Source organism: Glycomyces dulcitolivorans, from assembly GCF_003265355.1.
Classification (GTDB): Bacteria; Actinomycetota; Actinomycetes; order Mycobacteriales; family Micromonosporaceae; genus Glycomyces; species Glycomyces dulcitolivorans.
In genome coordinates this window covers 12,788-30,918 of record NZ_QFRW01000308.1, presented here as the reverse complement: position 1 = coordinate 30,918, position 18,131 = coordinate 12,788, and the positions used below count along the sequence as shown (strand labels likewise).

The window sequence follows — 18,131 nt, the reverse complement described above, 5'->3', positions numbered from 1 at the left end:
CTCGCGAACACCGCCCGCAGGCCCTCCCCGCGCAGCCGCTCCGCGGCCAGCGCCGCCTGCGCCCGGCCCCGCGCCGTCAGGCCCGGATCGCCGGGGACGCGCTCCTTCTCACCGTGCTGCACCACGAACACCGTCGTCATCGCCGCAGCTTAGCGGGGTTGGTATGGCAGGCCCTACCGCTTATTCGGCGGTCTGCGTCAGTGTGCGGCAAGGGAAACGAAAATACCGTCGTTCCCATGAGCACTACCCCGGTCATCACCGCCCACCGCCCCAAGACCCCGGGCCGCCCCACGGCCGCCGAGCGCGCCGCCGATGCGGGGCTGGCACTCACGCACGGGGGCCGCCGCTGGCACCGGCCGCTGCTGGTCCTCGGGATCGCGTGCGGGGTCGTCGCCCTCGCCTCGCTGCTCGCGATGCCGTTCGACGACCGCACGATCCTCGGCGAGAGCGTGTGGGTGAAGTCGTTCAAGTTCGGCTTCTCCTTCTTCACCTACTGCCTCAGCCTTGCCTGGCTCCTGTCGCACATGACGAAGCTGCGCCGCACCGGCTGGGTGTTCGGGACGGTCTTCGCCGTCATCAGCGCCGCCGAGGTCGGCGTGATCGTCGCGGCGGCCGCGATGGGCACGTTCAGCCACTTCAACGCCTCCGACGACGCGTTCAACCAGGTCGTGCAGGGCGCGTTCCAGTTCGTGCCGGTCATGTTCCTCGCGAACGTCGTCATCGCAGTCCTGGTCCTGTTCCAGCGCTTCGGCGACCGCGCGGTCACGGCGGTCATCCGGTGGGGCCTGCTGCTGTCGAGCCTCGGCATGTTCGCGGCGTTCTTCATCGTCACCGTCGGCGGCCAGGGCCAGCGGACCCAGGTGGACGCCAACGGGAACGAGGTCCCGCTCAACGCCGGGCACGGCGTCGGCGACCTCGACGGGAACGGCATGTTCCTCACCGGCTGGTCCACCACCGGCGGCGACATGCGGGTCGCGCACTTCATCGGCCTGCACGGCATCCAGGTCCTCATCGGCCTGGCCATGCTCCTCGGGTTCCTGGCGGCCCGCCGGGTGTGGCTGCGCGACGACCGGGTCCGGGCCGCCGTGGTCCGCTGGTCCGCCGCGGGCTACCTCGGGGTGTTCGCGACCGCCGTCTGGCAGGCCGTGCGCGGCCAGTCGTTCGCCTCGCCCGACGCCGCCTCCCTCGCCGCCTACGCGGCCTCGGTCCTCCTGGCCTTCGCCGGGATCGCGATCACCGTCGCCCGGGCCCGAAGGACCGCCGCGGTCGATGCGGCCGAGCCCGCCCACGCGCTCAGATAACGCTTGCAACCAGGGATTGCGCCCGGGCCGGGACCGCCGCTAGGCTGGTCCCGGCCCGTACCCGTCCCGAGGAGGCACCACCACATGGAACCCCTGCGCCCCAAGCGACTCCACCCCGGCGACACCGTCGCGATCGCGGCGCTCTCGGGCCCGAGGTCGGACCTCCGACGGGACCAGCTCGACGCGGCGGTCGCGGCCCTGAGCGGCCTGGGCTACCGGGTCCGGGTCACTCCTCTGGTCGAGTCGGGGGGCAACCGCTTCTGGCGAGCCGCACCGCCCGAGGCGCAGGCTGCGGAGCTGAACGCACTGCTGAACGACCCGGAGGTCCGCGCGATCATCCCCTTCGCGGGCGGCAACGCCACCTCCGGGTACCTCGACCGCATCGACTACGACGCGGTCCGCCGCGACCCCAAACCGCTCCTCGGCTTCAGCGACATCACCGCCCTCCACCTCGCCCTCCACTCCCGCACCGGACTCGTCGGCATGCACGCCGACTTCGCGCCCGGCCTGAGCGGGCGATTCTGGGATGCTTCGCCGGAAAGGCACCAGGCCGTCCTCGACCTCCTCCACGGACTCCTCACCGGCGCCGTCACCGAGGTGTCCCTCCCTGCCGAGAACACCTGGGAGACCTGGAAACCGGGCCAGGCGACCGGAAGGCTCGTCGGGGGCCTGCTCGACCGGCTCATCAACGTCGAGGCCTCCCCGTTCAAGCTCACGCCCGCGACCTGGGACCGCGCGGTCTTCTTCTGGGAGGACGTGGGCCGCAACCTCGGCCACGTCTGGAACCAGCTGCACGTCCTGCGCATGTCGGGCGTCTTCGACCGCATCGGCGCGATGGTCGTGGGCATCCCCCTCGATGTCGAACTGCCCGTCGCGGCGCCGGGAGGAAAGGCGACGGTGAGGGACGTCGTCCTCGACGTCCTCGCCGACTACGACTTCCCCGTCCTCGCGGGAGTCGACTTCGGACATACCGGCCCCAATCTTCCGATGCCCGTCGGGGCCTTGGCCTCCGTGGACGCCACGGCCCGCGAGCTGCGGCTGCTGGAGTCCCCGGTCGCCTAGACGTTTCTTGCACGAACGGGTTGTCGTCGCAATTACGGCCGCCCGAGTGGTTGATTTCTTGTGGACCTTCGGGCACGGTTGGTAGACATGAGGATCCGAACGGCCACCCCCGCAGACGCAGACGAGATGGTTCAGGTCCGCACCGCCTCCTGGCGCGCGGCCTACGCCGGCCTCGTCGACGCCGACGTGCTCGCCGCTCTCCCCGAAGAGGCCTCCGAACGGTACGTCCGCCACCTCGCCCAGAAGCGCCCCCTCGAACTCACCCTCGTGGCCGAGAAGGGCCCGTACGTGATCGCGTTCGCCGTGTTCACCTGGGACCACGACGAGGCCGACGAGGAGGACGCCGGGCCGGGCGTCCCCGGCGAGGTGCAGGCGATCTACGTCCACCCCGACCGCTGGGGCCGCGGCGCGGGCCGCGCCCTCATGAACGAGGGCGTGCGCTGGCTGACCGAGCAGGGCCTGGCGCCGGTCCGGGTGTGGATGCTGGAGGGCAGCGAGGTCAGCCGCCGCTTCTACGAGCGGTACGGCTTCGAGGCCGACGGGGCCCGAAAGAACGCCGAACTGAGCGGCGCTTCGTTCCCGTGCGAGCGGTTGACGCTCAAGAAGGACGCCGCTCCCGCTTGAGCACCCCGGGCCGGATCGGCTCCGGCCCGGCGGGGGCGCCGGCGGACCGCGCTCTCAGCGGACGACGTCGAAGACCTGCTTCTGGATGCCGTTGGAGTACACCTCGTGCTCGACGAGCGTCAGGTTGACGGCGTCCTGGTCGGCCTCGGAGAACAGGCGCTTGCCGGCGCCGAGGAGCTTGGGGAAGACGAGCAGGTGGTAGCGGTCGACGAGTCCGGCGTCGGCGAGGTGCTTGCCGAGGGTCGCGCTGCCCTGCACGGAGATCGGTCCGCCTTCGCCCTCTTTGAGCGCGGCGACCTCGTCGAGGGAGCGGAGGATCGTGGCGGGCCAGCGCTCGTCGTCCTCTTTGAGGGTGGTGGAGACGACGTAGCGGGGCATCGCGTTGTAGCCGGCGAACTCCTCGGTCATGGTGGGCCACACGGGGGCGAACGCCTCGTAGGAGCGGCGTCCGAGCAGGAGCGCCCCGGCCTCGTCCTGTTCGCGGCCCTTGATCTCGTACGCCTCGGGGACGAATTCGATGTCCTTGAAGGTCCAGCCGGTGTTGCGGTATCCGGCCTCCCCGCCGGGGGCCTCCATGACGCCGTCGAGGGAGACGAACGCGGTGACGATGAGCTGGCGCATGACGTGGCCTTTCTTTCAGCGGATGGCTTCTCCTCCACTATGACGACGCCCTCCGACAGGATTCATCGCAAACCTGAAATCCGCTTCAGGAAGCCGCTTACGGGAGTCGGAGCCTCGCGAGGACGGGGGCGTGGTCGCTGCCGTCCTTCTCCAGGACCTCCCAGTCGAGGACGGCGACGCCCGTCTCGGCGAGGACGTGGTCGAGGGTGACGGCCGGGATCTTGACGAGCCCGTCGAGGTAGCCCTCGGTGGGCTGCCAGGTCGGCTGGAGTCCCTCGCCGGTGGCCTCGGCGGCGTCGGTGTACCCGTCGGCGAGGAGGCCGCGCATGTTGGCGTGGTCGAGGGTGGCGTTGAAGTCGCCGGCGAGGACCCACGGGGCGCCGCCGTCGGGGCGGGGCAGGTCTTCGAAGTCCTTCTCCCACAGGGGGATGCGTTCGACCGAGGCGGGGGCGGCGGTGTGCACGGCCATGAAGCGGACGGCGTCGTCGCCGAGGTCGACCTCGGCCCCGATCTGGAAGAAGATCCCGTCGCGCCCGACGGTGTCGATGCGTTCCATGGGGTGCGCGGAGTACAGGCCGGTGCCGACGGCGAGCCAGTCGGGTTCGAGGATCGAGTGGGGCAGCAGCTCGTCGAGCCCCAGTTCGGAGAGGGTCTCGGCGGCGGTGGGGGTGAGCTCCTGGACGCTGAGCAGGTCCGGTTGGCGCTCCTTGACGAGTTCGACGACCTTCCCCAGGTCGGTCTGGCCGACGTAGAGGTTCACGGACATGACCGTGAACTCGGTGCCGCCTGCCTCGGCGGTCTCGTCGGCGACGACCCGCGGCAGGAGCACGGCCCCGAGGGCGAGGACGGCGGCGCCGGTGACGGCGAGCGCGGTCCAGTGCCGTACGGCCGCTTGCACACCGGCGGCGGCGAGTGCGGCCGCCGCGAAGTAGGGGACGAACGCGATCGTGGTGACCAGGAGCCAGCCGGTCTCCAGGCCGAGCAGCCGGATGAGCGTGTACGCGACGACCCCGGCGGTGCCGGTCCACGACAGGGCGCGCAGCCACCGCGACCGCCACCAGGGCCGCCGCGGCGCCGGGGCCTGCTCTTCGGTCGCTGTCGCCACTTCGGTGTCGGTCATGGGCCCGAATCTAGCGGCCGGCGTCCACTGCCCGGGCGGTCAGGACTGCGGTTTCCAGCCTTCGGGCGGGTCCTCGCCGACGCGGCCGTCGACGGCTTCGCGGAGGAGGTCGGCGTGCCCGGTGTGGCGGCCGTACTCCTCGATGAGGTCGCAGACGATGCGGCGGACGGAGAAGTGGCCGCGGCCGGGCCACTCCCAGTGCGCGGGCTGGTCGAGGCCGCCGTCGGCGACGATCGCGGCGAGGCGGGTGCGGGAGCGTTCGACCGCGGCGTCCCACAGCCCGTACAGGTATTCGGGGCTGTCGTCTGCGGCGGTGGTGAACTCCCAGGTGTCGTCGAGGGGCGCGGACACCCACGGTTCGCCGGGGGAGGAGCCGCGCATCTTCCACGCGAACGTGATGTCCTCGACGCGCGCGAGGTGCTTGAGGAGCCCGCCGATGGTGAGGGCCGAGGCGCCGATGCGCAGGTTGAGCCCGGCGGTGTCGAGGCCGTCGGCCTTCCACCGGAAGGTCGTGCGGAGGCGTTCGAGCATCGCCAGGAGGTGTTCGGATTCGGTCCCCGCCAGCGGCGGCTCCCACGGAGTGTCGGTCATGCCGGTTACGGTAGCGCCGGGCACCGACAGCCGGGGCCTACAGCGCGTTCGCGAGCGAGACGACTTCGACGTCCATCGACGAGTTCGCGGGGAAGTCGATCTGGGAGGGGGCCACGCCCGCGGCGACGAGGTGCGAGCCGAGGGCGGCGACCATGGCGCCGTTGTCGGTGCACAGCTTCGGGCGCGGGTAGCGGAGCGTCAGGCCGGCGGCTTGGGCGCGTTCGGTCGCGAGGGCGCGCAGGCGCGAGTTCGCGGCGACGCCGCCGCCGAGGAGGATCGTCTCGACGCCGTGCTCCTTCGCGGCGAGGATCGCCTTGCGGGTGAGGACGTCGCAGACGGCCTCCTGGAACGCGGCGGCGACGTCGCCCACGGGCACGTCCTCGCCGTCGGCGCGGCGCGCCTCGATCCACCGCGCGACCGCGGTCTTGAGCCCGGAGAAGGAGAAGTCGTAGCGGTGCTTCTCCTGGTCCTTCGCGGCGGAGAGGCCGCGCGGGAACTCGACGAACGCCCGGTCGCCGTCCTTCGCGGCCCGGTCGATGTACGGGCCGCCGGGGAAGGGGAGGCCGAGGAGGCGCGCGACCTTGTCGAAGGCCTCGCCCGCGGCGTCGTCGATGCTGGCGCCGAGCTGCGTGACCTTCCCGGCGAGGTCCTCGACCATCATGATCGTGGAGTGCCCGCCGGAGACGAGGAGCCCGATCGCGGGCTCGGGGATCGGCCCGTTCTCCAGGGTGTCGACGGCGATGTGCGCGCTCAGGTGGTTGACGCCGTAGACGGGGACACCGGTGGCGATGGAGTACGCCTTGGCGGCGCCGACGCCGACCATGAGCGCCCCGGCCAGGCCCGGGCCCGCGGTGACGGCGATGCCGTCGAGGTCGGCGAGGGTGACGCCGGCGTCGTCGAGGGCGCGCTGCACCGTCGGCACCATGGCCTCCAGGTGGGCGCGGCTGGCGACCTCGGGCACGACCCCGCCGAAGCGGGCGTGCTCGTCGACCGACGACGCGATCGCGTCCGCGAGCAGCTCGTGCCCGCGCACGATCCCGACCCCGGTCTCGTCGCACGAGGTCTCGATGCCCATCACCAAGGGTTCGTTCTTCACAGGTCCATCCTCATCACGGCGGCATCGGTGCCGGTGTGCTGGTAGTAGTTCCGGCGCACGCCGATGCCGTAGAAACCGTAGCGGTCGTACAGGCGCTGGGCCGGGACGTTGTCGACCGCGACCTCCAGCAGCACCGACTTCGCGCCGCCCGCCCGGGCCCGGGCGATCAGGTCGTCCATGAGCCTCACGGCGACGCCGCGGCGCCGGTACGCCTCGTCGACGGCGATGTTGTTGATCCACGCCTCGGTGTCGCTGAACGCGGTCCCCGCGTACCCGGCGATCTCCTCGCCGTCGAAGACGGCCCGGTAGTCGTGCCCGGCCGCGAGCTCGGACCACAGGACGCCCTCGCTCCACGCCTCGGGTCCGAAGATCGCCTGCTCCATCCGCGCCATCGCGGACAGGTGCCACCAGCGCACCCGCTCGATCCTCAAGTCACCGTTCATCACGTCAAGCTGTACCACGCCGGGACGGGGCACGGCCGCGGCGGCGGTCACTTCCCACTGGCGGGCCGGACTGCGGGGCCCTTCGCGGGCTGCGCGTCCGGGCGGCGCAGGTACAGCGGCGTGAGCTGCTCGGACGGGGCGAGGGCGAGGAGCCGCGGCGCGGCCAGCTCCACGAGCTTCACCAGGTCCGGGTACACCGGCTCGGTCTCGGCCGGGACCGCGAGCTCGCCGGCGTACTTCGCCGCGCCCTCGCCGATCGCGTAGTCCGCGCCCGTCTCCGGCAGGTCCTCAGGCCTGCCGACCTGCGGTTCGCCTTCGCGCACACCGTCCTCGTAGACCGCCCAGTACACCTCTTTGCGGCGCGCGTCGGTCGCCACGAGGGCCCGGCCGCGCGTGTTCCCGCCGATCCCGTCGAGCGAGCACACCCCGTACACCGGGATGCCCGCGCCGTCGGCGAACGCCGCGGCCGTGACCATCCCGACCCGCAGGCCCGTGAACGGCCCCGGGCCGACCCCGGAGACGACCGCGTCGACGTCCTTCGCGGCCCAGCCCGCCTCGGCGAGGCACGCCTCGATGAACGGGCCGAGCTTCTCCACGTGCCCGCGCGAGTCGATCTCGCGGCGGAACGACGTCAGGAACAGCTCGTCGTCGTCGAGGTCGACGAGCGCCGCCTGCACGGCACTGGTGGAGGTGTCGAGGGCGAGCACTCTCATGCGGCCGCGCCCACCGGCACGTCCAGCGACGCCAGGCGCGACGCCCAGTCGCCGCCGCGCGCGTGCAGGACCACCTCGCGGACTTCGTCCGCCCGGCGCTCGATCGCGACCTCCAGGTGCGACTCCGCGAGCCGCTCGGCCAGGCCCGCACCCCACTCGACCACGGTCACCGCCGCCTCGACGTCGGTGTCCAGGTCCAGGTCGTCGATCTCGTCCAGGGACTCCAGCCGGTACGCGTCCACGTGCACCAGCGGCACCCCCGCGGCCCCGGCGCGGTGCGAGCGCGCGATCACGAACGTGGGGCTGGTGATCCGCCCCTCCACGCCGAGCCCGGCGCCCACGCCCTGCGTGAGCGCGGTCTTCCCGGCCCCGAGCGGGCCGGTGAGGATCACGATGTCGCCCGGCCGCAGGACCGCGGCCAGGCGCCGCCCGAACTCGTGGGTGTCTCCGGCTGTCTGGAGCGTCAGCCTCACGTCTCACTCCTCTTCTGCGAACCGGCGCTGCTGCGCGCCGGCGCCCAAGTCTGCGTGTACCGCTACGCGCGGCCGTGCCGGCGCGGGAACGGCTTCCAGCGGCGGTGGCGCGCGGGATCGGCACCCGGAGGCGCGGCTTCCGGACGCAGCGAACCGTCACCGATCTCGGCCGCGACTTTGTCGATCATCTCCAACAACAGTTGTGAGATCTCACCAGGATACTCCAGCTGCGGCGAATGACCCGCCTCGGCTATGAGCTCCAATCGCGACCCCGGCAGCGCCTCCGCGAGCCGCCGCGAATGCCCCGGCGGCGTCAACGGATCCCCGTCCCCCACCGCCACCAGAATCGGCAGGCCCTTGAACTGCGGCAACACCGCCATGTCGTCGTGGTCGAGGATAGCTCGCGCATAACCGACGATCGACTGGATCGACGCCCGCCGGTTCATCCGCTCCACCAGCGTCACGATCGACCCCGGCGGATTCGGCGAACGGAACGACGCCTTCCGCGTCAGCAGCCACCCCAGGTCCCCCGCCAGCAGCCGCGACCGGTCGATCAGATCCGGCGTCCACCCCGCCACCTGCTGCAGCATCGGCAGCACCGTCCGCCGCAGCCGCCGCAGCGCCCGCATCGGCTTCGTCTCCACCGTGTCCAGCCCCGCCGCGCTCGTCGACAGGAACGCCACGCCCTTCACCCGCTCCCGGAACTCCTCCGGGTACAGGCGGGCGTACGACATGATCGTCATCCCGCCCATCGAATGCCCCACCAGGACCAGCGGCCCGTTCGGCGCCGCCTCCTCCAGGACGTCCCGCAGGATCTCCGCCAGGTCGTCGATCGTGTACTCGGTCCGCACCAGACCGCCCGACCGCCCGTGCCCCGGCTGGTCGTACAGCACCGCCCGCAACCGCAGACCGCCCCGCACCGCGTCCGCGACCGCCTTGCGCTGGAAGTAGAACGTCCCCATGTCCTGCATGTACCCGTGGATCAGCACCACCGTCAGGTCCGCGTCCTCCGGCCCCGCCGTCTCGACATGCACCGACGACCCGTCCCGCGTCTCCACCGTCCGCACCGAGTTCGTCGGCGGCATCTCGAACGGCTCGTGCGCATACGGATCCGACGCGGCCGCCCGCGTCCGCCGCGCCAGGTACCGCGGCACCCCCCACGCCAGCGCCGCACCCACCGCCACACCGCCGGTGATCCCGCCCGCGACCGCCCAGCCGCGCGCCCGCCGCGACCCGCGGCCCGACACCGTCTCAGCCATGGCCTAGTCCAAGCCCCGGTTCCACAACCGGGGGATACGCGCCCCCAGCCCCGTCAGCACGTCGTTCGGAATGGTCCCGGCCCACGCCGCCCACTCGTCCGCGTCCGGATGCTGCGCACCCGCACCGATCAGCACCACCGGCTCACCGGCCTTCACCGCGTCGTCGCCGCAGTCGACCATGAACTGGTCCATACAGATCCGCCCGATCACCCGGCGCCGCTTCCCCGCCAGGTACACCTCGGCCCGGTTCGAGGCCGCCCGCGGAATCCCATCCGCGTAACCGAGCGGCACCAGGGCGACGTTCGTGTCGCGCTCCAGGATGTGCGTGTGCCCGTACGAGATCCCCGACCCCGCAGGGAGCCGCTTGACGCTCATCACCTGCGACCGCACCTCAAGCACGGGCTTCAAGTCCACGGGGAACTCAGGAACCGGGTTGTACCCGTACAAGGCGATCCCCGGCCGCACCAGGTCATAACGAGTCTCCGGGTCCGCGATGAGCGCCGCCGAGTTCGCCAAGTGCCGCACCTCCGGCTCCAACCCCGCCGCCGACACGGCCGCCAGATACCGCTCGAACGCCGCCTTCTGCGCCGCATTCGCCGGATGCCCGACCTCATCGGCGCACGCCAGATGGCTCCACGCCCCCGCCACCACGACGGAACCGGCCGCCTGGAACTTCGCCGCCGCCTCCGCGACCGACTCCCACTCGCGCTCGGCCACCCCGCCGCGCGACATCCCCGTGTCGCCCTTGAGATGGATCCGCGCCGGCGTCCCCGCCCGCTCACCCGCCACGGCCGCCGCCTCCAGCTGCGCCGGCGACGACACCCCCAGGTCGATCCCGGCCCCGACCACCTCGGCCAGCCCGGACTGCTCGGGCGCGAAGAAGAACGCCATCACCGGCGCCCCCTCCAGCCCCGCCGAATGCCGGAGCTGCCAGGCCTCTTTCAGGGTCACCACGCCGAGCCGGTCGGCCCCGGCCTCGACGGCGACGCGCGCCGCCGGGACCATGCCGTGCCCGTACGCGTCGGCCTTGACCATCGCCATCATCGGGACGCCCGCGACGTGCGCGAGCGCCTCGACGTTGTGCGCGAGCCGCCGCCAGTCCGCGCTGGCCTTGGCCAGTCCGGACATGCCGCCGTTCACCGGCTCGGTCAGGATGCGGTAGTTGTCCATCGCCACGGCTCAAGGGTACGTGCCCCGGGAACCGGGCCGCCGCAACGCACCCAGGGGGATTCTCAGACGCCCGGACCGTACATCCTATAGGAAACAGGATGTACGGTCCGGTACCGCCGAGACTGCTAAGCGGACTCGGCCCGCACGGTGCGCGCCGCCTCGACGAGCCCTTCGAGCGCGGGGACGACCTCTTCATAGCGCCTGGTCTTCAGCCCGCAGTCCGGGTTCGCCCAGACCCGGTCGGGCCCGAGCGCGGCGACGGCCAGGCGCAGCGCCTCGGCCATCTCGGCGGCGCCGGGCACGCGCGGGGAGTGGATGTCCCACACGCCCGGCCCGATGCCGCTGCGGTACCCGGCGCGGCCGAGGTCCGCGACGACCTCCATCTTCGAGCGCGACGCCTCGATCGAGGTCACGTCGGCGTCGAGCGCGGCGATCGCGTCGATGACCACGCCGAACTCGGAGTAGCACAGGTGCGTGTGGATCGAGGTGTCCGGCCGCACGCCGGAGGTGGCGAGGCGGAACGAGCGCGTGGACCATTCGCGGTACGCCGCGCGCGGGGCCTCGCGGACGGGCAGCAGCTCGCGCAGGGCCGGCTCGTCGACCTGGATGATCGCGGTCCCGGCGGCTTCGAGGTCGGCGACCTCGTCGCGCAGGGCCAGGGCGACCTGGTCGGCGGTGTCGGCGAGCGGCTGGTCGTCGCGCACGAACGACCAGGCGAGGATCGTGACCGGGCCGGTCAGCATGCCCTTGACGGGCTTGTCGGTGAGCGACTGCGCGTAGGAGGTCCACGGCACGGTCATGGGCGCGGGCCGAGCGACGTCCCCGAACAGGATCGGCGGCCGGACGCAGCGCGACCCGTACGACTGGACCCACCCGGCCGCGGTGGTCGCGAACCCGGTGAGGAGCTCGGCGAAGTACTGGACCATGTCGTTCCGCTCGGGCTCGCCGTGGACGAGGACGTCGATGCCGAGCTTCTCCTGCTGGGCGATGACGGCGGCGACCTCGGCCTTCATGCGGGCGTGGTAGTCGGCGTCGATCATGAGGCCCTGCCGGTGGGCGGCGCGGGCCTTGCGGAGCTCGGCGGTCTGCGGGAACGAGCCGATCGTGGTCGTCGGCAGCGGCGGGAGCGGGACGCGCTCGGCCTGCGCGGCGCGGCGGCCGGCGTAAGGAGCGCGCCGGTCGGCGTCCGAGCCGAGCCCGGCGAGTCGGGCGCGGACCGAGTCGTCGCGCCAGGAGTCCGGAGTGGCAAGCCGGGCGTCCCGCGACCCGTCAGGATCGGCGAGCGAGTAGATCTCGGCGAGTTTCTGCCGAGCGAACGAAAGCCGGTCAACCAACTCGGTCGGCAACTCGGACTCCGCCGCAAGGTCCACCGGAACATGCAGCAGCGAGGAGGACGACGAAACCCCGACCCGGTCGCTGAGCCTCTGAATCCGCTCGATATCGGCTGCGGCCCTTGCAAGATCGGTCCGCCAGATGTTGCGCCCGTCGACCACGCCGGCGACGATGAATGTTTCACGTGAAACATTCAGTGCCTCAAGTGCATCAAGGTCCGAGCGGCCGCGCACCAGGTCAAGGGCGATGCCCTCCACCCCGGCGTCGAGCAGCACCGGCAGCGATTCACCGAACGGCCCGTAGCCCCCGGCGATGAGAATCTCGGCGCTGCCGACGAGCCTCCGGTACACCGCGGCCACGACCGCGAGCTCCTCCGGGGTCCGGTCGGCGGCGAGCGCGGGCTCGTCGAGCTGGATCAGCCCGGCCCCGGCCCGCCCGAGCTCGGCGAGGATCTCGGCGTACACCTCCACCAGGTCATCGATCCGGTCGAGCGGCCGGAAGTCCTCGGGCGAGCCGTCGGCGGCCTTGGCCAGCAGCAGGAACGAGACGGGCCCGACCAGGACCGGCCGGGCGTCCAGGCCGCGCTCGCGGGCCTCCAGGAACTCGGCGACGGCCTTCTGCGGCTTGGCGGTGAACGCGGTCGCGGGCCCGATCTCGGGCACCAGGTAGTGGTAGTTGGTGTCGAACCACTTGGTCATCTCAAGCGGCGCGGCCGAGGCGTCCCCTCGGGCGGCGGCGAAGTAGGAGGAGAGAAAGTCCTCCCGCCGGTGCCGCGGGGCGACCGCGTCCACTGCGAAAGCAGTGTCGAGCACGTGGTCGTAATAAGAGAAGACGCCGGTGGGGACCTGGTCCAGGACCGAGAGATCATCGAGCATCTCGGCGCGGACGGCGGCGGCGGCCCGTTCGAGCCCGGCGGCGTCGAGCCGACCGGACCAGTGGGCTTCGAGCGCGCGCTTGAGCTCGCGGCCCGATCCGATGCGCGGGTATCCGAGTGCGGTGGAGCGCACGGCAATGCGGTTCGTCATGTGTCAGTTCCCTCGAACTTGCGACAGCGGGACCGCGCGCGGTCGCGCGCGGTACGCGGGCAGGTATTCGGACTCGGGGGCGCTCCGTCGCCGGCGCCTAGTCCCCGCCGCTTCCCAGACCCTCGCGGGCCCAGTGCTCATGGCGGGTTTCGTTCCCCCTCACCGCTGCGGGGCAGTCCTGGATTCCCACCAGATTCCCTCTTAGCCGCGGCGAAGGCCTTCACCGCGGAACCAGCGTCGATTGCGATGGTACGGGCGCGGACGCCCGCCCCGTCCACCTCGGCCAGAGTGTGAGAACCGGCGCGGGCCTCGGATGAGCGCCGGGTAGGGTCCGACCCGGGCCGGGACCGCGGCCCAGGAGCCGTTCGAGGAGGATTCGATGAGCAGGAAGACCGCAGTCGTCACGGGAGCGAGCAGCGGCATCGGCGCGGCCACCGCCCGGGCCCTCGCCAAGGCCGGCTTCGACGTGGTCCTGGGCGCCCGCCGGGCCGACCGGCTCGCCGAGGTCGCGGCCGAATGCGGCGGGACGGCGCTCGCGCTCGACGTGACCGACAAAGCCTCGGTGGCCGCGTTCGTGGATCAAGTGGAAAACTGCGACCTCCTGGTGAACAACGCGGGAGGGGCATTCGGCCTCGACTCGATCGCGGGGGCCGACCTCGATGCGTGGCAGCGGATGTACGACGTGAACGTCCTCGGCACGGCCCGGATCACGAAGGCGCTCCTGCCGAAGCTGGTCGAGTCCGGCGACGGCCAGGTCGTGGTGATCGGCTCGATCGCGGGCCACCAGCCGTACCCGGGCGGGGGCGGCTACAACGCGGCGAAGCACGCGGAGGCGGCGATCACGCGGGTGCTGCGCATGGAGCTCCTCGGGCAGCCGGTGCGGGTGTGCGAGATCGACCCCGGCATGGTCGAGACCGAGTTCAGCCTGGTCCGCTTCGAGGGCGACCAGGACCGCGCCGACGCCGTGTACGCGGGCATGACCCCCCTTGTCGCCGACGACATCGCCGACACGATCGCATGGGTCGCGACCCGCCCCGCCCACGTGAACATCGACCAGATCACCATCACCCCAAGGGACCAGGCCGGAGCCCAACTGGTCCACCGCCGCCAGCAGTAGTCGTATGGCGTTGGGGGTCCGGCAGCTTCGCCGCCGGCCCCCCAACGCCATGCAACCTGCCTTCCCTCCAAGCACGCTCCTCCCCACCCAGCGCCGCCCCACTCCACTTCTCCTCCCTGCCCCGCCCGGAGAGTTATCCACAGCCTGAAAATCTCTACTGGCGGACCGGCCCGACCCCTGTCAGGGTTGAGCCATGGACCGACCGAGCATCAGCCGCACCAGCGAAAAGACCGCCTGGGACAACACCCAGGCGGTCGTTGTGCGGCGCGCGCGGAAAGTTATCCACAGGCCCGAAATCAATGCTCGACAGTCCACCGAAGACGGTGTCAAGGTTGAGACAAAAAAGCCATCTGGCCCTGCGGGATGGCGGCGATATGAAGGGGAATCGCGAACGTCGCCATACCGAGACCGCGCGCGGGAAGCCACCCGCGCGCGGTCCCCGCAAGGGCCGGCTCCGCAGCGGAGAACGCGGGCGGCCGGGCACACCAGCCCGACCGCCCGCACTACAACCCTGCTCCGCGAACGGACTCACTCAACAAGCGTGAACTCCGGAGAAGTCCACTGCTCCCAGTGCTCCGGGTTCTCCGCATCCCCCAGGGCCTTCAGCACCCTCACCGTCAGCGTCCACCGCCCCGGCTCCAAAGCATTGGGCCGCTGAGCGACCAGGTCCTCCAGGTGAAGGCCCATCGCATCATCGGGCCCCGGGGACCGCGGCAGGAACGCCTCGGGGTCCCACTCGACCACCTCGCCGGAGTCGGTGTTCGTGGCGCTGACCTCCATGGCGGCCGGCTGGTGTCCCAGGTAGACCAGGGCCGCCAGGGCGGGGCCCTCGGCGAGGCTGAAGGTCTCGCCGTCGGCGGGGTCGCGGTACTCGAACTCGTGGGTCTCCGGGTCCTGCGCGACGATCGCGGCGAGGCGCGGGAACTCGGGGTGCTCCAGGACCGGGATCGACAGGTAGTCCCCCTGGTAGCCCGAGTAGGCGGCGGTCAGTGACTCGCCGTCGCCCTCGGGGCGGGCGGTGATGCGGCCGCCGAAGACGCTGCCGGCCGGGAGTTCCGCGCTGGGCTTGACGGTGACCTCGATGGTCGCGGACTGGCCCGGGTGGAGGCGGATCTCCTGCGGTTCGAAGGTGACCTCGGGTTCGGCGGCGCTGAAGCCGGGGTCGTGGTCGTCGCCGGTGGTGGCGATCGTGGGCCGGTGGGTGAGGGTGTAGTCGCGGACGGCCTGGTCGCGGGAGGTCAGGGTCAGTTCGAAGGTGCGGGGCCCGGTGCCGTCGCCGACGTTGACGCCGGTGGGGTAGAGGCAGGCTTCGGCGTCGAGGGCGTCGACGATGTCGATGACGCCCGTTCCTTGGCGGTGCGCGGCTTCGAGTTCGCCGAGGTCGGGGTTGTCGCCCCAGGGGACCGGTTTGGCGGAGTTCGCGAGGCGGGTGCGGACGTCGCGGGGTTCGAGGCGCGGTTCGGCGTCGAGCAGCAGGGCCGCGGCGCCGGCGACGTGCGGGGAGGACATCGAGGTGCCCGAGAGGGCCTCGTAGGAGCCGTCGGCGACGGGGACGGTGGACCAGATGCCGCCGCCGGGGGCGGCCACGTCGGGCTTGAAAGTCAGGTCGGGGGCGGGGCCGTAGGCGGTGAAGCTGGAGGCGAGGCCGCCGCGGGGGAGGTCGACCAGGACCGTCTCGCCGTCGAATTCGAGGACCGGGGCCTCGCCGATCGCGGCGAGGTCGTGGAGATCCTTCCCGTCGGTGTCGGTGACGGCGATGATCGGGACGCCGAGGTCCTCGACCCCGCCGCCGCCGAAGGGCCCGGGCCGGTCGTTGTAGACGACGACGCTCGTCGCGCCCTCGGCGACGGCCCGCTCGTACTTCTCCTTGAACGTGCACGTCCCGCGGACGATCAGTGCGGCGGTGCCGGCGACGTCGCCTTCGGAGGCGTCGTCGGCGCAGGCGCGGCCGAGCCACACCAGGCCACCGGTCGCGGTGCCGGTCTCGGGCGCGGGGGACGCGTCGATGACGCGGTAGCCGATGCCGCGGCCGAGCGCGGGCACGTGCGCGGCATCCATGCGCTGGGCCGGGTTGTCGGTGGAGGCCACGGCGATCACGTCCTCGCCGACGCCGGGCGCCGAACCGGAGTAGATCCCGTATTCGCCGTCGTTGCCCATGGAGGCGACGACCGTGACGCCCTCCTCGGTGAGCCGGTCGGCGGCCTTCGCGGTCGGGTAGCCGGGCCACTGGAACGACTGGCCGAGCGAGAGGTTGACGACGTCCATGCCGTCGTCGAGCGCGGTCTCCAGCGCGTGCATGATCACCTCGGCGCTGGTCGAGCCCTCGCAGCCGAAGACCTTGTACGCGCCGAACTCGACGTCAGGAGCGACGCCGGTGACCTCGCCGTCCGCGCCGACGATCCCGGCGACGTGGGTGCCGTGCCCGGCGCAGTCGGCGGGGTCGTCGTCGGGGGCCGGTTCGCTCAGTTCGGGGTCGTCGGAGTCGAAGTCGTCGCCGACGAAGTCGGTGCCGTAGGCGACCCGGCATCCGTCGCCGAAGCAGCCGCCGAGGTCGGGGTGGGTGTAGTCGATGCCGGTGTCGATGACGCCGACCTTGACGCCTTCACCGGTGATGCCCCGGTCGTGGGCGACGTCGGCCCGAGTCGTCCGGATCGCTTGCGCCAGTTCGGGGACCGCCGCGGACTCGGTGAGCACGTCGGACCCGAGCCGGGCCGGGCCTGTGAAGACGACATCTGACCAGACCCTTTCCACGTGGCCGAGCTGCCCCAGGCGGCGTGCGGTCGCCGGGTCGGCTTCGACCGAGACGCCGTTCCAGATCCGCTCGAAGTCGTGCCGCACCGCGAAGTCGAGGTCGCGGGCGGCCTCCAGCACCGACGCGTCGGCGCCCTCGGCGAACTCGACGAGCCACACCTGCGCGGGCCCGTCGTCCGGTTCCGCTTGCGCCGCAGGGGCGGCGAGGGCGAGGAGCGGCAGCGCGACCGCGGCGGCGAGGGGCCGCCGCAGAGCGGGCGGGAAGGTTCGGAGGCCCGGCATCAGGGGTCCCTTCGTCTCGCGCCCGCCGGGGGTTCGCGGAGGCGCCCGGGAACCCCCGGCGGGCAGATATGGCAGGACCTCGATCGTGGGCCATCCGGCGCGCGGAACCGCGCATTTGCCGCCCGGCCCGGCCGCGTGTCGGCTCAGAGCCCGAGCAGGCGCGCCAGCGCGACCCCCGCGGCCGCGGCGGCGAGGCCGCCGACAAGGTTCATCGCGATGTTCAAGGCGGCGTGGAGGAACCGGCCGTCTTCGGCGAGTTTGAGGGTCTCCCAGGAGAGGGTCGAGTACGTGGTGAGGGCGCCGCAGAAGCCGATGGCAAGGAGTGCGGTCCAGGCGGGGCCGACGGTGGCGGCGGCGAGGAGTGCGGCGAGGCCTGAGCCGAGGACGTTGACCGCGAGGGTGCCCCAGGGCATGGCGCGGCCGAGGTAGTGGGCGGCGACGAGGTCGGTGAGGAAGCGGGCGGGGGCGCCGACGGCGGCGCCGAGGGCGACCAGCAGGACCGTCATCGGCGCCTGACCAGAACGCGCGTCGCCCACATGCCGGCCGCGGCCGCGCCGAGTGCGGCGGCGATGGTCGCGAACGCGTAGACGACGGCGAGGAGTGCCGCGCCGGTGTCGAGGGCGCGGCCGATGCCGACGATGTACGTGGAGAAGGTGGTGAAGCCGCCGAGGACGCCGACGCCGAGGAAGGGGCGCAGGTGGCGGCGGCCGGGGGCGATCTCGGTGGCGGTGACCATGACGGCGCCGATGAGGAGGCCGCCGATGGTGTTGGCGAGGAAGGTGGCGAGGTCGAAGCGGCCGGGTGCGGCGGGGTAGAGGACGAGGAGGCCGTACCGGGCGAGGGAGCCGATGGCGCCGCCGAGGGCGACGGCGGCGAGGACCGTGGCGGGGACGGCGCGGAGGGCGTCGCGCAGGGGCGGGCGGTTCGGTGCGGGCACGCTGCGAATCTAGCGTCCGGGTCGCGGCGGTGCGTATGCGATCCCTCACCGGGTCTTGCGCCCGAAATGTGAATGGCGCTACCGTTGACGGGCGATGAGTTACACCGTCACTAACCAGTTCCTGACACGCAGGCGTCATCTCGACTTCTGCCGCGTGTCGACCGTGCTCTGTCGTTAGTACCCGCCGATCCCACCGGCCGGCTCGCCGACGTAC

The 18,131-nt window shown here is 72.1% G+C and carries 19 protein-coding genes and 1 riboswitch; of the genes, 5 read left to right on the top strand and 14 right to left on the bottom strand.

The annotated features are described in order from the left end of the window. Window positions 1-140, bottom strand: a 140-nt coding sequence (locus DI269_RS29195; RefSeq protein WP_198667622.1) for a histidine phosphatase family protein, incomplete at its 3' end; no start/stop codon positions are given. Between the two features lie 96 nt (window positions 141-236). Between DI269_RS29195 and DI269_RS21800 the strand changes: the two genes are divergently transcribed. The 3 genes from DI269_RS21800 to DI269_RS21790 all read left to right on the top strand — a co-directional run bounded on the left by DI269_RS21800 (window position 237) and on the right by DI269_RS21790 (window position 2,987). Beyond that, window positions 237-1,301, top strand: a complete 1,065-nt coding sequence (locus DI269_RS21800) for a hypothetical protein (RefSeq protein WP_198667621.1) — start codon at window positions 237-239, stop codon at window positions 1,299-1,301. A gap of 84 nt (window positions 1,302-1,385) precedes the next feature. Further along, entirely contained in the window at window positions 1,386-2,363 is a 978-nt protein-coding gene (locus tag DI269_RS21795; RefSeq protein WP_112139772.1) for a S66 peptidase family protein, read from the top strand. Window positions 2,364-2,450: 87 nt separating this feature from the next. Continuing rightward, entirely contained in the window at window positions 2,451-2,987 is a 537-nt protein-coding gene (locus DI269_RS21790) for a GNAT family N-acetyltransferase (protein WP_112139770.1), read from the top strand. Window positions 2,988-3,041: 54 nt separating this feature from the next. Here the strand turns inward: DI269_RS21790 and DI269_RS21785 are convergent, their stop codons facing one another. From DI269_RS21785 to DI269_RS21750, 8 genes are all read right to left on the bottom strand, one after another. Continuing rightward, window positions 3,042-3,608 carry a dihydrofolate reductase family protein gene (locus DI269_RS21785; RefSeq protein ID WP_112139768.1) on the bottom strand — a complete coding sequence of 189 codons (567 nt, stop codon included), beginning with the start codon at window positions 3,606-3,608 and terminating at the stop codon, window positions 3,042-3,044. Window positions 3,609-3,705: 97 nt separating this feature from the next. Beyond that, the gene (locus tag DI269_RS21780; protein ID WP_112139766.1) at window positions 3,706-4,728 is read right to left on the bottom strand and encodes an endonuclease/exonuclease/phosphatase family protein; all 1,023 of its coding nucleotides are present in this window, start codon (window positions 4,726-4,728) and stop codon (window positions 3,706-3,708) included. A 39-nt stretch (window positions 4,729-4,767) separates the two neighbouring features. Further along, a complete protein-coding gene (locus tag DI269_RS21775) occupies window positions 4,768-5,319 on the bottom strand; it encodes a mycothiol transferase (RefSeq protein ID WP_112139763.1) in 552 nt (183 codons plus the stop codon). 37 nt (window positions 5,320-5,356) lie between these two features. After that, window positions 5,357-6,415, bottom strand: a complete 1,059-nt coding sequence (tsaD, locus tag DI269_RS21770) for a tRNA (adenosine(37)-N6)-threonylcarbamoyltransferase complex transferase subunit TsaD (RefSeq protein ID WP_112139761.1) — start codon at window positions 6,413-6,415, stop codon at window positions 5,357-5,359. Next, window positions 6,412-6,858, bottom strand: coding sequence for a ribosomal protein S18-alanine N-acetyltransferase (rimI, locus tag DI269_RS21765; RefSeq protein ID WP_112139759.1), 447 nt, complete (start codon window positions 6,856-6,858; stop codon window positions 6,412-6,414). The genes tsaD and rimI overlap by 4 nt, the downstream gene beginning before the upstream one ends. Before the next feature lie 47 nt (window positions 6,859-6,905). After that, a complete protein-coding gene (tsaB, locus tag DI269_RS21760; protein WP_112139757.1) occupies window positions 6,906-7,571 on the bottom strand; it encodes a tRNA (adenosine(37)-N6)-threonylcarbamoyltransferase complex dimerization subunit type 1 TsaB in 666 nt (221 codons plus the stop codon). Continuing rightward, window positions 7,568-8,044, bottom strand: coding sequence for a tRNA (adenosine(37)-N6)-threonylcarbamoyltransferase complex ATPase subunit type 1 TsaE (gene tsaE, locus DI269_RS21755; protein ID WP_112139754.1), 477 nt, complete (start codon window positions 8,042-8,044; stop codon window positions 7,568-7,570). Before tsaE ends, tsaB begins: the two co-directional genes overlap by 4 nt. Before the next feature lie 62 nt (window positions 8,045-8,106). Continuing rightward, window positions 8,107-9,006: an alpha/beta hydrolase gene (locus DI269_RS21750; RefSeq protein ID WP_157975149.1), complete on the bottom strand. Its 900-nt coding sequence runs from the start codon at window positions 9,004-9,006 to the stop codon at window positions 8,107-8,109. Here DI269_RS21750 and DI269_RS27300 point away from each other — a divergent pair. Next, window positions 9,005-9,310, top strand: a complete 306-nt coding sequence (locus tag DI269_RS27300; protein ID WP_157975148.1) for a hypothetical protein — start codon at window positions 9,005-9,007, stop codon at window positions 9,308-9,310. The two genes, DI269_RS21750 and DI269_RS27300, sit on opposite strands and share 2 nt — an antisense overlap. Here the strand turns inward: DI269_RS27300 and alr are convergent. Beyond that, complete coding sequence (alr, locus tag DI269_RS21745) at window positions 9,307-10,473, bottom strand: alanine racemase (protein WP_112139748.1); 1,167 nt, start codon at window positions 10,471-10,473, stop codon at window positions 9,307-9,309. The genes DI269_RS27300 and alr overlap by 4 nt on opposite strands. Window positions 10,474-10,598: 125 nt before the next feature. Beyond that, window positions 10,599-12,830, bottom strand: a complete 2,232-nt coding sequence (metE, locus tag DI269_RS21740) for a 5-methyltetrahydropteroyltriglutamate--homocysteine S-methyltransferase (protein WP_112139745.1) — start codon at window positions 12,828-12,830, stop codon at window positions 10,599-10,601. 41 nt (window positions 12,831-12,871) lie between these two features. Beyond that, window positions 12,872-13,081, bottom strand: a riboswitch (cobalamin riboswitch). Window positions 13,082-13,209: 128 nt separating this feature from the next. On the opposite strand from metE, the gene DI269_RS21735 reads away from it, so the two are divergent. After that, window positions 13,210-13,947, top strand: a complete 738-nt coding sequence (locus tag DI269_RS21735; RefSeq protein ID WP_112139743.1) for an SDR family NAD(P)-dependent oxidoreductase — start codon at window positions 13,210-13,212, stop codon at window positions 13,945-13,947. A gap of 528 nt (window positions 13,948-14,475) precedes the next feature. Here the strand turns inward: DI269_RS21735 and DI269_RS21730 are convergent. The 3 genes from DI269_RS21730 to DI269_RS21720 form a co-directional block, all read right to left on the bottom strand. Then, a complete protein-coding gene (locus DI269_RS21730) occupies window positions 14,476-16,980 on the bottom strand; it encodes a S8 family serine peptidase (protein ID WP_112139741.1) in 2,505 nt (834 codons plus the stop codon). 143 nt (window positions 16,981-17,123) lie between these two features. Further along, window positions 17,124-17,486: a fluoride efflux transporter CrcB gene (crcB, locus tag DI269_RS21725; RefSeq protein ID WP_112139739.1), complete on the bottom strand. Its 363-nt coding sequence runs from the start codon at window positions 17,484-17,486 to the stop codon at window positions 17,124-17,126. Beyond that, window positions 17,483-17,917, bottom strand: coding sequence for a fluoride efflux transporter FluC (locus tag DI269_RS21720; RefSeq protein ID WP_232822861.1), 435 nt, complete (start codon window positions 17,915-17,917; stop codon window positions 17,483-17,485). The genes crcB and DI269_RS21720 overlap by 4 nt, the downstream gene beginning before the upstream one ends. Between the last annotated feature and the right edge of the window lie 214 nt (window positions 17,918-18,131).